At 66.3% G+C, this 13,616-nt stretch carries 16 protein-coding genes; 6 read left to right on the top strand and 10 right to left on the bottom strand.

All coding sequences use genetic code 11. The features are described from left to right. The first annotated feature begins 209 nt into the window (after window positions 1–209). Window positions 210–2,288 carry a S9 family peptidase gene (locus tag AC06FA_RS04175; protein WP_478067236.1) on the top strand — a complete coding sequence of 693 codons (2,079 nt, stop codon included), beginning with the start codon at window positions 210–212 and terminating at the stop codon, window positions 2,286–2,288. Window positions 2,289–2,420: 132 nt separating this feature from the next. Then, window positions 2,421–3,644, top strand: a complete 1,224-nt coding sequence (locus AC06FA_RS04170; protein WP_478067235.1) for a DUF819 family protein — start codon at window positions 2,421–2,423, stop codon at window positions 3,642–3,644. 193 nt (window positions 3,645–3,837) lie between these two features. On the opposite strand, the gene AC06FA_RS04165 is transcribed toward AC06FA_RS04170, so the two are convergent. The 5 genes from AC06FA_RS04165 to AC06FA_RS04145 are packed head-to-tail and all read right to left on the bottom strand — an operon-like array spanning window position 3,838 to window position 6,860. Continuing rightward, a complete protein-coding gene (locus tag AC06FA_RS04165) occupies window positions 3,838–4,317 on the bottom strand; it encodes a hypothetical protein (RefSeq protein ID WP_478067234.1) in 480 nt (159 codons plus the stop codon). Window positions 4,318–4,364: 47 nt separating this feature from the next. Then, on the bottom strand, window positions 4,365–4,625 hold the full coding sequence (minE, locus tag AC06FA_RS04160; RefSeq protein ID WP_005408532.1) for a cell division topological specificity factor MinE: 261 nt from the start codon (window positions 4,623–4,625) through the stop codon (window positions 4,365–4,367). Between the two features lie 2 nt (window positions 4,626–4,627). Next, window positions 4,628–5,437: a septum site-determining protein MinD gene (gene minD / locus AC06FA_RS04155; protein ID WP_312706241.1), complete on the bottom strand. Its 810-nt coding sequence runs from the start codon at window positions 5,435–5,437 to the stop codon at window positions 4,628–4,630. Between the two features lie 35 nt (window positions 5,438–5,472). Beyond that, window positions 5,473–6,261: a septum site-determining protein MinC gene (gene minC / locus AC06FA_RS04150; protein WP_478067233.1), complete on the bottom strand. Its 789-nt coding sequence runs from the start codon at window positions 6,259–6,261 to the stop codon at window positions 5,473–5,475. Between the two features lie 2 nt (window positions 6,262–6,263). Further along, the gene (locus tag AC06FA_RS04145; protein ID WP_108748923.1) at window positions 6,264–6,860 is read right to left on the bottom strand and encodes a GNAT family N-acetyltransferase; all 597 of its coding nucleotides are present in this window, start codon (window positions 6,858–6,860) and stop codon (window positions 6,264–6,266) included. A 150-nt stretch (window positions 6,861–7,010) separates the two neighbouring features. Here AC06FA_RS04145 and AC06FA_RS04140 point away from each other — a divergent pair, with 150 nt between their 5' ends. The 4 genes from AC06FA_RS04140 (at window position 7,011) to AC06FA_RS04125 (ending at window position 10,643) form a co-directional block, all read left to right on the top strand. Continuing rightward, a complete protein-coding gene (locus AC06FA_RS04140; RefSeq protein WP_478067232.1) occupies window positions 7,011–8,216 on the top strand; it encodes a sensor histidine kinase in 1,206 nt (401 codons plus the stop codon). Further along, window positions 8,216–8,857, top strand: a complete 642-nt coding sequence (locus tag AC06FA_RS04135) for a response regulator (RefSeq protein WP_312706237.1) — start codon at window positions 8,216–8,218, stop codon at window positions 8,855–8,857. Before AC06FA_RS04140 ends, AC06FA_RS04135 begins: the two co-directional genes overlap by 1 nt. Window positions 8,858–9,091: 234 nt before the next feature. Next, a complete protein-coding gene (locus AC06FA_RS04130) occupies window positions 9,092–10,165 on the top strand; it encodes a polyketide cyclase (protein ID WP_478067231.1) in 1,074 nt (357 codons plus the stop codon). Window positions 10,166–10,271: 106 nt separating this feature from the next. Next, complete coding sequence (locus AC06FA_RS04125; RefSeq protein ID WP_312706235.1) at window positions 10,272–10,643, top strand: DUF423 domain-containing protein; 372 nt, start codon at window positions 10,272–10,274, stop codon at window positions 10,641–10,643. Window positions 10,644–10,794: 151 nt separating this feature from the next. Here AC06FA_RS04125 and AC06FA_RS04120 read toward each other — a convergent pair whose 3' ends face one another. Genes AC06FA_RS04120 through AC06FA_RS04100 form a run of 5 tightly spaced genes read right to left on the bottom strand, consistent with a single transcriptional unit; the run spans window position 10,795 to window position 13,519 of the window. Then, entirely contained in the window at window positions 10,795–11,604 is an 810-nt protein-coding gene (locus AC06FA_RS04120) for a M15 family metallopeptidase (protein ID WP_478067230.1), read from the bottom strand. Between the two features lie 9 nt (window positions 11,605–11,613). Beyond that, the gene (locus tag AC06FA_RS04115; protein WP_478067332.1) at window positions 11,614–12,207 is read right to left on the bottom strand and encodes a PH domain-containing protein; all 594 of its coding nucleotides are present in this window, start codon (window positions 12,205–12,207) and stop codon (window positions 11,614–11,616) included. 29 nt (window positions 12,208–12,236) lie between these two features. After that, window positions 12,237–12,416, bottom strand: coding sequence for a DUF4177 domain-containing protein (locus AC06FA_RS04110; protein ID WP_478067229.1), 180 nt, complete (start codon window positions 12,414–12,416; stop codon window positions 12,237–12,239). Continuing rightward, window positions 12,413–12,592: a type II toxin-antitoxin system antitoxin gene (locus AC06FA_RS04105; protein WP_312706231.1), complete on the bottom strand. Its 180-nt coding sequence runs from the start codon at window positions 12,590–12,592 to the stop codon at window positions 12,413–12,415. Before AC06FA_RS04105 ends, AC06FA_RS04110 begins: the two co-directional genes overlap by 4 nt. 45 nt (window positions 12,593–12,637) lie before the next feature. Next, complete coding sequence (locus AC06FA_RS04100; protein WP_478067228.1) at window positions 12,638–13,519, bottom strand: SPFH domain-containing protein; 882 nt, start codon at window positions 13,517–13,519, stop codon at window positions 12,638–12,640. Window positions 13,520–13,616 lie beyond the last annotated feature (97 nt).

The following is a 13,616-nucleotide window of genomic DNA, read 5'->3' as shown; positions in this document are numbered from 1 at the left end:
GGGCTCTGACCCCGGCTGGCAGCGTATGGGGTCAGAGCCGATTCCGTTGGAATCGGATCCGACCCCGGTGCCCCCACAAACCGCGCTACGGCGCGGTTTGCTGTTTCTGGCGGCGGGAACCGCGCCGGCCGGCAGGCATGACCGATGGCCTTGGCAGCCCCGCCCGCGCGGGCCTACCATCGGTTTTTTGCCGTCCTGCGGAGACCCCGATGAAACTGCGTCATGCCCTGCTGCCACTGAGCCTGCTGGCCGCCCTGCCCAGCGTTGCCGCTGCCCGTGGCCTGGAAGTCCGCGACATGGTGGCCATGGATCGCGTCTCCGCGCCGGTCCTGACCGCTGACGGCAGCACCGTGGTGTTCGCCAAGCGCAGCACCGACGCCGCGCTGAAGTCCAGCACCGCCCTGTTCGCGCGCAACCTGCGCACGCGTGATGCGGCCCCGCCGAAGCAGATCACCCCGGCCGGCTGGAACGTCAATTCGGCCTCGCTGTCGGCCGACGGCCAGACCGTCTATTTCCTCAGCGCCAAGAACGGCAGCCAGCAGCTGTACGCCCAGCCGATCAGCGGCGGCACCCCGCGCCAGCTGACCGACTTCCCGGTGGACGTGGACAGCTACCACGTCTCGCCGCAGGACGACCGCGTGCTGTTCAGCGCCGGCGTGTTCCAGGCCTGCGCATCCGACCTGGCCTGCACCGAAAAGAAGCTGAAGGACGTGGCCGGCGCCAAGGCCAGCGGCAAGGTCTTCGATTCGCTGTTCGTGCGCCATTGGGACACCTGGAACGACGGCCGCCGCAACACCCTGTTCGTGGCTCCGCTGCCTGTCGCCAAGGGCGGCCCGGTGAAGGGCGCTTCGGCGCTGAGCGCCACCCTCGATGGCGACGCGCCGTCCAAGCCGTTCGGCGGCAATGACGATTTCGCCTGGTCGCCCGATGGCAGCAGCGTGGTCGCCAGCATCCGCGTGGCCGGCAAGCAGGAACCGTGGTCGACCAACTTCGACCTGTACCGCTTCGATGCCGCCGGCAAGCAGGCGCCGGTCAACCTGACTGCCTCCAATCCGGCCTGGGATGCCGGCCCGGTGTTCAGCGCCGACGGCAAGACCCTGTTCTACCGCGCCATGAAGCGCCCGGGCTTCGAAGCCGACCGCTTCGGCCTGATGGCGATGGACCTGGCCAGCGGCAAGACCCGCGAAATCGCCCCGCAGTGGGACCGCTCGGCCGGTGAGATCAACCTGTCCGCCGATGGCGCCAGCATCTACACCACCACCGACGACCTGGGCGAACACCCGCTGTTCCAGATCGATGTGGCCAGCGGCAAGGCGACCAAGGTCATCGGCGACGGCACCGTGTCGTCGGTGAGCGTGGCAGGCAACAGCGTGGCCATCACCCGCAACAGCCTGAAGAGCAACGACCAGGTGCTGGTCGGCCTGCTGCCGGCCGCCGGCGAAACCATGGGCCCGCTGCGCGCGCTGACCCCGGCCGCCGGTGAAGTCCTGAAGGACGTCAACTTCGGCGACTACGAACAGTTCGAGTTCAAGGGCTGGAACAACGACACCGTGCACGGCTACGTGGTCAAGCCGCACAACTACCAGGAAGGCAAGTCCTACCCGGTCGCGTTCCTGATCCACGGCGGCCCGCAGGGCAGCTTCGGCAATGGCTGGAGCTACCGCTGGAACCCGCAGACCTACACCGGCCAGGGCTACGCCGTGGTCATGATCGACTTCCACGGTTCCACCGGCTACGGCCAGGCCTTCACCGATGCCATCAGCCAGCACTGGGGCGACCGCCCGCTGGAAGATCTGCAGAAGGGCTGGGACGCAGCGCTGAAGAAGTATTCCTTCCTCAACGGTGACAAGGCCTGTGCACTGGGCGCCAGCTACGGCGGCTTCATGGTCAACTGGATCGCCGGCAACTGGAACGGCCCGTTCAAGTGCCTGGTGAACCACGATGGTGTGTTCGACCAGCGCATGATGGGCTACGCCACCGAAGAACTGTGGTTCACCGAGTGGGAGCAGGGCGGTACCCCGTACCAGAAGGCGGCCAACTACGAGAAGTTCAACCCGGTCAACCACGTGGCCGACTGGAAGAAGCCGATCCTGGTGATCCACGGCCAGCAGGATTTCCGCATTCCGGTGGAACAGGGCCTGGCCGCGTTCACCGCCGCCCAGCGCCAGGGCATCGAATCGAAGTTCCTGTACTTCCCGGACGAAAACCACTGGGTGCTGAAGCCGGACAACAGCATCCTGTGGCATGACACCGTCAATGCCTGGCTGAAGCAGCACATCGGCCAGTAAGCCGGTCCAGCGCCAAGGGGTCGGATCCCATCCGCATCGCGGATGGGATCCGACCCCATCCATCGACTGTTCCTGGGGTCAGATCCCTTTCGCATCGCGAAAGGGCTCCGACCCTGCATCCAGAGCACCTGCATGATCCAGAACGACATCGTCGTCTTCGGTTTGATCGCTGCCACCCTCGGCGCCGTGTTCTGGACCGCCTCGCGCGAGCAGGGCCTGTGGAAGCGCTTCTACACCTTCGTGCCGGCGCTGCTGCTGTGCTATCTGCTGCCAGGCATCTACAACACCGTCGGCCTGATCGACGGTCAGAACACCAAGCTCTACAACCCGGTGGCGCGCGACATCCTGCTGCCGGCGGCGCTGATCCTGCTGACCCTGGCGGTGGACATCAAGGGCATCCTGCGGCTGGGTCCGAAGCTGGTGCTGATGTACCTGGGGGCCTCGGCCAGCATCATGCTGGGCGCGGTGGTGGCCTTCCTGGTGATGCGCGCGATCCACCCCGACACGGTGGCCGGCGATACCTGGGCCGGCATGGCCGCACTGGCGGGCAGCTGGATTGGCGGCGGCGCCAACATGCTGGCCATGCGCGAAGTATTCGACGTCAACGCCACCACCTTCGGCCAGTTCGCCGTGGTCGATGTGGGCGTGGGCTATGTATGGATGGCCGCGCTGATCTTCCTGGCCGGGCGCGCGGCGAAGATCGATGCGCGCAGTGGCGCCGATACGTCGGCCATTGATGAACTGAAGGAGCGCATTGCGCGCTTCCAGGCCGAACACGAGCGCATTCCCAGCCTGACCGACCTGATGCTGATCGTGGCGGTGGCCTTCGGTGGGGTGGGTCTGGCACATGCCATCGGCGCGCCGCTGGCGGCCTGGTTCAAGGCCAACGTCAGCTGGGCCGCGCAGTTCTGCCTGGATGCGCCGTTCGTGTGGGTTGTGGTGCTGTCGACCACGCTGGGCCTGAGCCTGAGCTTCACCCGCGCGCGCAACCTGGAAGGGGCTGGCGCGTCGCGGTTGGGCTCGCTGCTGCTGTACTTCCTGATTGCCTGCATCGGCATGCAGATGGACCTGCTGGCGCTGCTGGACCGGCCGTGGCTGTTCCTGCTGGGGCTGATCTGGATCGCCGTGCACATCGGCCTGCTGTGGTGCCTGGGCAAGGTGCTGAAGGTGCCGTTCTTCTACTTCGCCATCGGTTCGCAGTCGAACATCGGCGGCCCGGCTTCGGCGCCGGTGGTGGCCGCCGCGTTCCATCCGGCGCTGGCGCCGGTGGGCGTCCTGCTGGGCACGATGGGCTATGCCACCGGCACCTATCTGGCCTATGTGGTCGGCATCACCCTGCGCGCGCTGGCCACGTAGTAGGTCCACGCCATGCGTGGAGTGTGCGGACCAAGGTCCGCACCTACCGGTGACCTACGCCGGCAACAATCCGCGTTCGATCAACCACGCTTTCGCGTCTTCGGCGTCCTGTTCGAACCGCGCCGAGTGAAAAGAGGGGCGCCGCAAGTTCCGGCGCGTCGCCACGCGCCCATGGCCAGCCGCGACCGCGGCTTTACGCCACGGGCAACCCGCGTTCGATCAACCACGCTTTCGCGTCTTCGGCGTCCTGTTCGAACCACGCCTGGGTAGACCCCAACCGGTACGTATACCCCCACGCATCCATGTCGGCCATCAGCCGCGCGCTGCCCACGCCGGGCAGGTGCCCGGCCAGCACGATCTGCAGGTAGCAGGTGGCGTCTTCCTCGGGCACCGAATCGGTGGCGTCGGTATGCACCTGCGCGCGCCGTTCCGGCGGCAGCACGATCAGGTGGCAGGCTTCGTGCAGCATCGAGTGCACCGGCGTGTCGTCACGCACATAGACGTTGCTGGCAATGATGCCGGCCTCGGGTTCGCCCCAGTAGCTGCCGGGAATGGCTTGGCCAGCGGCAACGTGGTGCAGCCGCAGGCCATGCGCGGACAGCAGCTGCTGCGCATCGGCGAAGGCGATATCGCCAACGCGGGTCACGATGGGTTCGGGGGCAGTGTCGGTCATGCGGGGTCACACGGCCCCGCCCATGCAGGCACGGGCGGGGCAGGGGGTCAGGGCTTGTCCGGGCCTTCGGGCAGCGCCACGGAAATATCTAGTACGTCGTGCTGGCCATCCTTGACCAGGTCGACCTTCACCGCATCGACGTCGATGTTCACGTACTTCTTGATCACTTCCAGCAGCTCGCGCTGCAGCAGCGGCAGGTAGTCCGGGCCACCGCGGTGGCTGCGTTCCTGCGCGATGATGATCTGCAGGCGGTTCTTGGCGGTTTCGGCGGTGGTCTTCTTCGCTTTGAGGAAATCAAACAGGCCCATGCTTACCCTCCGAACAGCTTGCTGAAGAAGCCCTTCTTCTCGACGCTGGTGAAGCGCATCGGGCGTTCTTCGCCCAGGATGCGCGCGACGGCATCGTCATAGGCCTGGCCGGCAGCGGACTCGACGTCCAGGATCACCGGCTCGCCCTTGTTGGAGGCATTGAGCACGTCGCCCGATTCGGGGATCACGCCGATCGCCTTCAGCCCCAGCACTTCTTCCACGTCGGCAATGCTGAGCATTTCACCGCTTTCCACGCGCACCGGGGTGTAGCGGGTCAGCAGCAGGAAGGCCGGCACGTTCTGCCCGGATTCGGCCTTGTGGGTCTTCGAATCCAGCAGGCCGATGATGCGGTCGGAGTCGCGCACCGAGGATACTTCCGGGTTCACCACCACCACGGCGCGGTCGGCGAAGTACATGGCCAGGAACGCACCCTTTTCGATGCCGGCCGGGGAATCGCAGATGACGTAGTCGAAGCCGTCGGCGGCCAGGTCCTTCAGTACCTTGCCCACGCCTTCCTGGGTCAGTGCGTCCTTGTCGCGGGTCTGCGAGGCGGCCAGCACGTACAGGTTGTCAAAGCGCTTGTCCTTGATCAGGGCCTGCTTCAGGGTGGCTTCGCCGTGCACGACGTTCACGAAGTCGTACACCACGCGGCGTTCGCAACCCATGATCAGGTCGAGGTTGCGCAGGCCGACGTCGAAGTCGATCACGGCCACCTTCTTGCCGCGCCGTGCCAGGCCGCAGGCCAGGCTCGCGCTGGAAGTGGTCTTGCCGACGCCGCCCTTGCCGGAGGTGACTACGATGATTTCAGCCAAAGGACTTCTCCTGATGATTCTGTTTGGGTGCTGCGTCAGTCCAGCGCAGCGATCTTGATCTGGTCCTGTTCCAGCCACACCTGCACGGCCTTGCCGCGCAGGTTGTCCGGCACATCGTCCAGTACCTTGTAATGGCCCGCAATGGCGACCAGTTCTGCATGGAAATCGCGGCAGAAGATGCGCGCCGCGGTGTTGCCCTGGGCCCCTGCCAGCGCGCGGCCGCGCAGGGTGCCGTAGATATGGATGCTGCCGTCGGCGATCACCTCGGCGCCCGCGCCGACAGTGGCCATCACGGTCAGGTCGCAGTTTTCCGCATACAGCTGCTGGCCCGAACGCACGTTGCCCAGCTGCATGCGGCCCGGCTGCGGCGCGGCGGCATCGGCAGCCTTGCCGACCGGCGTGGCCGGCACCGGCTTGGCGTCGGCCTTGGCGGCGCGGCGCGGTTCGGCCGGCGGCGGCGGCGGGGCCGGTTCGGCCTCGGCACGTTCGTACTGGGCGCGGAACTTGGCCAGCAGCGGCAGGCCGAGCTGCTGCGACAGCAGGTCGATGGCCGTGGTGCCGTAGGCCAGTGCCACCGGCAGCACGCCGGCGCTGCGCAGGCCATCCACCAGTGCCTGCGCGGTAGCCACGTCCGGCACCTGGCTCAGGCCGCCGAAATCGAGGATGACGGCGGCGCGGCCGAACAGTTTCGGCGCGCGGGTCACCCGCTCCTGCATTTCCTGCACGAGGCGTTCGACATCAAGGGTACGGATGCGCAGGTTGGCAATGCCCACCTGGCCGATCTTCAGTTCACCGGCCTGTTCGTAATCGAAATTCACCGCCACCCTCAAGTCCCCGTCGGTCGCTGTGCCTGCGCCGGCAGCTGCCGGTCGCGCGCCCACGCTACGTCGGGCAGTTTGCCGCCGTAGGTGTCCTGCACCCACGGATAGCTGCACAGTTCCTTGGCCAGCATGCTGGCGCGCACGTCCACGTGCGGCATGGTGTTCTGGCCCAGCTCGCGGAAGCCGAAGCTGCCGTGGAAGAGCAGGGCGGCGTCGGCGCCGTGGTCCAGGAACACCTCGCAGGTCATCTGCGGGTAGCGCAGTTCGGCAAAGCTCTGCGCGTCGGCATAGAACGCACGGCCGACGCCACCGCCGCGGCGGCGGCTGGCGACCACGATGCGGTCGATATAGAAGAAGGGGGTGTCCAGCTGCTGCTTGAACCAGGCGAAATTGCTGCTGTCGTGCTGGCTGTCGCTGCCGAAGCCGATCAGGAAGCCGGCCAGGTTGCCGTCGCGCTCGGCGACGCGGAAATACTCAGCGGTTTCGTAGAACAGGTGCAGCCGGGCCGCATCCAGCGGAAGGATGGCCAGGCCAGCATTGTTGTTCAACGCCAGGACGGAATCGAGCTCGTGCTCGCGCACGTCGCGGATGACAATCGACATTGTGACTCCGTGGGGTAACGCGGTTGGTCCTGCGAACGGACCCTGCGCACGATTATTGCATGCCCGGGGTGGGCTGCGGCATGAACAGGGGGCAGGGGCAAGCATGACTTTATGCCCTTGGGACAGACCGCGCACAGGCTACGATGGGCCATGCTGGCCCGACTGAACCACAATGCGATGCTGCGCTACTCCGGGTTGTTCACCTGGGGCACCGTTGGCCTGTGGCTGGCGATCTACCTGATCGATCCGGTCTCGCTCACTCTGGAAAGCCTGGATGGCGAAGCCGGCTACCGGGTCATTCCGTGGGCCTCGGCCTACCTGGCGTTCGGCGTGGTGTACTGGGGCCTGACCCGCGACCTGGGCGAAAGTGGCCCCGGCTTCTTCGACCACGCCGCGCTGATCCTGCTTACCGCCTGCGCGATCGGTGTCAGCTATTTCTCCGGCACCGCGCTGGGCAGCATCCTGCTGATGGTGGTGGCCGGGCTGCTGCCGTGGCTGCTGGGCCCGCGCATCGGTGTGGTCTGGCTGGTGGCCAGCAATCTGGCCGTACTGCCGGTCTACATCAAGCCGCTGGGCTTCCCGCCGGTCATCGCCGTGCTGCAGGCGATGGGCTACATGGGCTTTTCCAGCTTCGTGTTCGTCATTGCCCTGGTGGCGCGGCGCCAGGCCGAAGCGCGCGACGAACAGCGCCGCCTGAATGCCGAACTGCGCGCCACCCGCGCCCTGCTGGCCGAAAGTGCCCGGGTGAACGAGCGCACGCGCATTTCCCGCGAGCTGCACGACGTGCTGGGCCACCAGCTGACCGCGCTCACCCTGAACCTGGAAGTGGCCGGCCACCTGGCCGAAGGCAAGGCGCTGGAACACGTGAAGCGCTCGCACACCCTGGCCAAGCTGCTGCTGGGCAACGTGCGTGAAGTGGTCAGCCAGCTGCGTGAAACCGGCGCGATCGATCTGGCCGCCGCGCTGCGCCCGTTGACCGAGAACGTGCCCTCGCTGGACATCCAGCTGGAGGTGGACGAGCCGCTGAACGTGGAAGACCCGCAGCGGGCCCACGTGCTGTTGCGCTGCACCCAGGAAATCATCACCAATACGGTGCGCCACGCCCATGCCCGCCATCTGTGGATCCGGGTCTACCAGGACGATCCGGGGCAGGTGGTGGTGGAGGCCCGCGACGACGGCGTCGGCGCGGAAATGGTCAATGCGGGCAATGGCTTGCGCGGCATGCGCGAGCGCCTGCAACAATGTGGTGGCCAGCTGCAGGTGGAGACCCGCCCTGGCGACGGCTTCCGCCTGCGTGCCACGGTACCGGCCACGGTGCTGGCCGCACTTACCCAGGTTCCTGAAGGAGTACGGTGATGATTCGCGTCTGCCTGGTCGATGACCAAACCCTGGTGCGGCAGGGAATCCGCTCCCTGCTGGCGCTCGACGATGGCATCGAAGTGGTGGCCGAGGCGGCCGACGGCCGGCAGGCGGTCGAGCTGGTGCCGCAGGTCCGCCCGGACGTGGTGCTGATGGACATGCGCATGCCGGTGATGTCCGGGCTGGAAGCCCTGCAGGTGCTGTCGCGGCAGGAACAGCTGCCGCCGACCATCATCCTGACCACCTTCGACGACGACCAGCTGGTGCTGGCCGGGCTGAAGGCCGGCGCCAAGGGGTACCTGCTGAAGGACGTGACCCTGGAACAGCTGGTGGGCGCCATCCGCACCGTGGCCGAGGGCGGCTCGCTGGTGCAGCCGGCAGTGACCCAGCGCCTGCTGTCCGGCCTGGAACACATGCGTAACGACTTCGTCAGCCTGGACCGCCCGGACCCGCTCACCGACCGTGAGACGGAGATCCTGCGGCTGATGGCCAGCGGCTTTTCCAACAAGGAGATTGCCAATTCGCTGGGCGTGGCCGAAGGCACGATCAAGAACCATGTGTCCAACATTCTCTCCAAACTGGGTGTGCGCGACCGCACGCGCGCCGTCCTGAAGGCTTTTGAACTCCAGTTGGTTTAACTAAAATCCTTTCAGGACAAGGGCTTGGGCGGTGTCTTCACGCCCAGGCTGGGGTGCCCCCCTACTTGCCGGGGCCCCAGATGCGTTACCCTTCAAAATCTTTGTCCATACAAATACGCAGCCGGCACGGAAACCGGTGCGCCAATCCCGATAAACAATGCCTGCGAAGCCTGCTAGGATTGGCGCTTCGCTTCAATCAACCCGGCCGTGGGATCGGCCCCGGAGACTCTCTGAATGACCCGTATTATCGAGTTCCTGATCGCCTTGGGGATCGTGGCTGGCCTGTTCGTCATCATTGGCGTATGTCTGCCGGGCGAGCGTCACATCACCGAAAGCATCGAGACCAACCGCAAGATGACGATCGTGTACGACACGGTCAACAGCCTGCGCCGCTTCAAGGACTGGAACCCGCTGGTACTGCGCGATCCCGCCGTTGACCTGAAGCTGTCCGGCCCGGCCTCGGGCGTGGGTGCCACTCTCGATTTCGCTTCCAAGGACCTGGGCAACGGTTCCTGGAAGATCACCGAATCGGAAGAGAACAAGCGCGTTGTGATCGCCGTCGAAGACCCGACCAAGGGTCACGACAAGGTCACCACCTTCACCCTGGAGCCGACCGGCAAGGGCGGTCGTAACGTCAAGATCACCCAGGATTACTCGGTGAAGTACGGCTTCGACCTGTTCGGCCGCTACGCCGGCCTGTATGTCAGCCGCCAGATCGGCGACGACATCAAGATGGGTCTGTCGCGCATGGCCAACATGCTGGCCACCGTGCCGAACGTTGACTACCGCACCGCCGAAGCTCCGCTGACCGATCTGGGCATCGTGGACGTGCCGGCTGAAGACCTGCTGGTCGTCAATGCCGGTAACGTCGATCGCGGCCAGGATTCGATCACCAAGTCCATCAAGGACAACCAGGAGTGGATCAAGCGCGTGATGGAGGCCAATGGCCTCGAAGCCGCTGGCCCGTTCCGCATCATCACCACCGATTTCGGTGCTGAGAAGTACGCCTTCGACATCGCCCAGCCGGTGAAGAAGAAGGGCGCTGAAGGCGCGGCTGCCGAAGAACTGACCGTCAAGATCGACGGCGGCGCTCCGGTGAAGTACGTCCGTGCTGCCCCGCACCGTTCGGCCCACGCGGCCTACACCGGCCACATGGCGGGTCTGGACATCGCCCGCAACGCACTGCGTGCCTGGGCTGTGACCAACGGTTCGGAAGTGGTCGATCGTCCGTACGAGTCGTGGAAGGACGGCGTGGACAAGTCGTTCACCCCGGAAGCGACCTACGACATCTACTGGGCCGTCAAGTAAGCTTCGGCTGACCCATGTAGTGTTGGACACGAAAACGCGCCGCTTACTGCGGCGCGTTTTTTTTGTCATCCGTGCCCCGTCGTCGGGGCCTGCGCAAGGAATGATCATGTTCACTACCGAACGTCGCGCGCGTAAACCCTCACTGCTGGCCTGCCTGGGCGCGCTGCTGGCCGCAGCCTCGATTGGCCTGTCGGCCTATGCCGCCCATGGCGTGGCCGATCCGCTGGCGCAGCAGCACCTGAACATGGCGGCGCTGTACGCCTTCGCCCACGGCGCGGTGCTGCTGGCGCTGGGACCGCGCGCGCAGGGCGCCATCGCCCACCTGGGCCTGTATCTGCTGTTGCTGGGCGTGCTGCTGTTTTCCGGCAGCCTGGTGGGCGGCGCCCTGTGGCAGTGGCCGACCCGGCTGGCGCCGGTGGGCGGCACCACCCTGATGGCCGCCTGGGTGCTGCTGGCGATCAACGCGCTACGGCGCTGAGCCAGCGCCGGCCGCGCGCCCTTGTAGAGTCGAGCCATGCTCGACTTCGAAGAGCGCATTTGTAGAGTCGAGCCATGCTCGACTAGGCCAAACGCAGCCGAGCATGGCTCGGCGCTACAGGAAACCCAGCCGAGCATGGCTCGGCTCTACATCATCCGTTGGCCGGTGCCCAGCACCAATGCCACGGTTCATAGACAATCCCGTGCGGGTTGTCGCGCGGGTAGCTCAACCGGAACCCGTGCCCGTCTGCGTGCGCCTGCAGCCACGCGAAGGCCTCGGTTGCGTCGAAGGTTTCTTCCGCCGGCGCATCGCCCGGCGTGCCGATATCCAGCGCATGCCCGCTGTGGTGCTCGCTGAAACCCGGCGCCGCGTTGACCTTCAGGATCTCGGTCACGCTCAGCCCGCGCGCCCGCTTGCGCTCGAAAATGCCCAGTTGGTAGGCGTGGCTGCGGAAACCGGAAATCGCATCCAGCGCCACGCCATCGCGTGCGGCGTGCAGGCGCATGCGGCGCCAGCCCTGTGCGGCGCCACGGCGCAGCCAGAGCGGGCGGGCGAAGCGGTCGCGACCGGCGAAGTGCAGCACGCACGGCTCGGCTTCCAGCGGCAGCCCGCTGTCGCGCGCATAGGCATCGGCATCCAGGCCCAGCTGCTGCAGGCGCTGCTGCAGGCCCGCCAGCGGCAACCAGTGCGCTTCCAGCGGCGCGGCGAACGGGCGGGCGCGGGCTTGCTCCAGCAGCGCAAGGGCCGCTTCCACGCCGGGTTCGCGCGGCAGTCGCGCCACCAGGGAATGCACGCCGTGGTCCAGTACCACGGCCAGGTAGCGGCCATCGTGCTTGCGCCGCAGCACCCACTGCGCGCGGGCCAGCAGGCGCGCATCCAGGTTGCTGCGCGCGCGCAGCAGGGCGGCCGGCCACAGTTCCACGGCCTCGGTATTGATCAGCAGGGGGGCGCGACGGTGCATGACCGCAGCTTACTGCCGTCGCGCGGTGGCGGCCACCTTGTGCAGCGCGTCCAGCAAGGCCCGCGGCCGGTCCAGGCTGAGCAGCAGGGTGCTGCCGCCGCGCACCGGAATCACCAGGGTGCGCTGGCGGTCGGTCACCAGGGCAAAGCCTTTGCTGCCGTCCTGCAGGCGGAAGTGGCCGGAATAGAAGCCCGGCATTGAATAGCCGTTGGTCTTGGAGCGCAGGCCATAGCGGCGGTCACGGCGCAGGTCCACCACCTCGGCCCGGTCCAGCTGCAACTGCGCTACCGGCGTGCGGCGCCGGTACAGCGTGGAGCGCACGTCCAGCACATTGCCATCAATCACCACCCGGCGGCGGAAGAAACTGATGCCCAGGCCCACCCCGATCAGCGCCAGCACCACCAGGCTCCACGCCGCGCTGCCCCACAGGCGGAAGAAGGGCGGCGCCAGGGTGATCTCGATCCACGGCGCACCGGCCGCCGCGTGCATCAGTTCAGCCCACACGCACAGCGCGAACACCAGCAGCAACGGGCCGAGGATCCACAGCACGCGCAGCGGCGAGCTTTCAGCAAGATCGAACGAACGCGGATCGCTGCCGTTCATGGCGGTGCGTTCCCTGGCCGCGCGCACGCTCAGGTTTCCTTCTTGAAGATCAGCATGGCCGGGCGCATCGGCGACGGGATGATGATGTTGACCAGTTCCCAGCCGAGCTGGCCCTGCCGGCTGAGTTCGGCCTGGATGTCCTCCGGCTTCTGCAGGCCCATCAGCGACGTTTTGACTTCAACGGTGAGGTAGCTCCAGCGCTTGCTCATTCCTTGTCCTCGGCAGATGGCGTGGGTTTTGGCAGACGTCCTGCCTTGCGCAGTGCATCGCGCAGCACGTACTCGATCTGTGCGTTCAGGCTGCGCAGTTCGTCGTCAGCCCAGCGTTGCGCCGCAGCCAGCACGTCGGCGTTGATGCGCAGCGGATAGGCTTTCTTCTCACTCATGCGAACTCCTGGCGGGGCGCGGTGGCGCCCCGTTGCGAGGGTGGCTCAGTACAGCGAACCGGCGTTGACGATCGGCTGGGTGCCGCGGTCCGAGCACAGCACCGTCAGCAGGTTGCTGACCATGTGCGCCTTGCGTTCCTCGTCCAGCTGCACCACGCCGTTCTTCTGCAGTTCGGCCAGGGCCATTTCCACCATACCCACCGCACCGGCCACGATGCGCGTGCGCGCAGCGATCACCGCATTGGCCTGCTGGCGCTGCAGCATGGCCTGGGCGATTTCGGCGGCGTAGGCCAGGTGGCTGATGCGTGCGTCGATCACCTGCACACCGGCATCGGCCAGGCGTTCGGCCAGCTCGTTCTTCAGGTGCTGGGAAATCTCGCTGGCGTGGCTGCGCAGGGCCAGCTGGCCTTCTTCGTGCTGGTCGTAGGGGTAGCTGGTGGCCATCGCGCGCAGTGCCGATTCGGACTGAATGTGCACGAAGCTTTCGTAGTCATCCACGTTGTAGACCGCCTCGGAGGCATCGACCACCTGCCAGACGATCACCGCGGCAATCTCGATCGGGCTGCCATCGAGCTCGTTCACCTTCAGCTTGCCGCTTTCGAAGTTGCGCACGCGCTGGCTGACCCGGCGCTTGGAATAGAAGGGGTTGTTCCAGCGCAGGCCGTTGTCCTTCACCGTACCCACGTACTTGCCGAACAGGCTCAGCACGGCGGCCTGGTTGGGCTGCACGGTGTACAGGCCGGCCAGGACCAGCACGGTGGCGATGATCAATGCCAGGCCGCCCAGCATCATCGGCACGCTCGGTTCGCCAGCGGTGGCGTTGGCCGCCACGCCCAGCACGAACAGCGCGCCACCGGCCAGCGCGGCCAGCAGGCAGACGGCCAGGGTGCCCAGACCGTTGAGGGAGGCGAGTGACTTCTCTTTCATGGCAGTACGTCCTTGAGGGTTCGATTGAAAGATATCAAATTGATATCAGATCGCAAGTGCCGTTCGTCGGCCGACCCGGCCGGACCGGCTAGAATGC

The organism is Stenotrophomonas sp. Steno-C17, from assembly GCF_056393165.1.
This window is presented reverse-complemented; position numbering and strand designations above follow the sequence as displayed.

What these genes read in the sequence shown, in the direction of transcription:
- AC06FA_RS04175 (WP_478067236.1), top strand. Translation starts at nt 210, where the DNA reads ATGAAACTGCGTCATGCCCTGCTGCCACTGAGCCTGCTGGCCGCCCTG.
- AC06FA_RS04170 (WP_478067235.1), top strand. Translation starts at nt 2,421, where the DNA reads ATGATCCAGAACGACATCGTCGTCTTCGGTTTGATCGCTGCCACCCTC.
- AC06FA_RS04165 (WP_478067234.1), bottom strand. Translation starts at nt 4,317, where the DNA reads ATGACCGACACTGCCCCCGAACCCATCGTGACCCGCGTTGGCGATATC.
- minE (WP_005408532.1), bottom strand. Translation starts at nt 4,625, where the DNA reads ATGGGCCTGTTTGATTTCCTCAAAGCGAAGAAGACCACCGCCGAAACC.
- AC06FA_RS04145 (WP_108748923.1), bottom strand. Translation starts at nt 6,860, where the DNA reads ATGTCGATTGTCATCCGCGACGTGCGCGAGCACGAGCTCGATTCCGTC.
- AC06FA_RS04140 (WP_478067232.1), top strand. Translation starts at nt 7,011, where the DNA reads ATGCTGGCCCGACTGAACCACAATGCGATGCTGCGCTACTCCGGGTTG.
- AC06FA_RS04135 (WP_312706237.1), top strand. Translation starts at nt 8,216, where the DNA reads ATGATTCGCGTCTGCCTGGTCGATGACCAAACCCTGGTGCGGCAGGGA.
- AC06FA_RS04130 (WP_478067231.1), top strand. Translation starts at nt 9,092, where the DNA reads ATGACCCGTATTATCGAGTTCCTGATCGCCTTGGGGATCGTGGCTGGC.
- AC06FA_RS04125 (WP_312706235.1), top strand. Translation starts at nt 10,272, where the DNA reads ATGTTCACTACCGAACGTCGCGCGCGTAAACCCTCACTGCTGGCCTGC.
- AC06FA_RS04120 (WP_478067230.1), bottom strand. Translation starts at nt 11,604, where the DNA reads ATGCACCGTCGCGCCCCCCTGCTGATCAATACCGAGGCCGTGGAACTG.
- AC06FA_RS04115 (WP_478067332.1), bottom strand. Translation starts at nt 12,207, where the DNA reads ATGAACGGCAGCGATCCGCGTTCGTTCGATCTTGCTGAAAGCTCGCCG.
- AC06FA_RS04110 (WP_478067229.1), bottom strand. Translation starts at nt 12,416, where the DNA reads ATGAGCAAGCGCTGGAGCTACCTCACCGTTGAAGTCAAAACGTCGCTG.
- AC06FA_RS04105 (WP_312706231.1), bottom strand. Translation starts at nt 12,592, where the DNA reads ATGAGTGAGAAGAAAGCCTATCCGCTGCGCATCAACGCCGACGTGCTG.
- AC06FA_RS04100 (WP_478067228.1), bottom strand. Translation starts at nt 13,519, where the DNA reads ATGAAAGAGAAGTCACTCGCCTCCCTCAACGGTCTGGGCACCCTGGCC.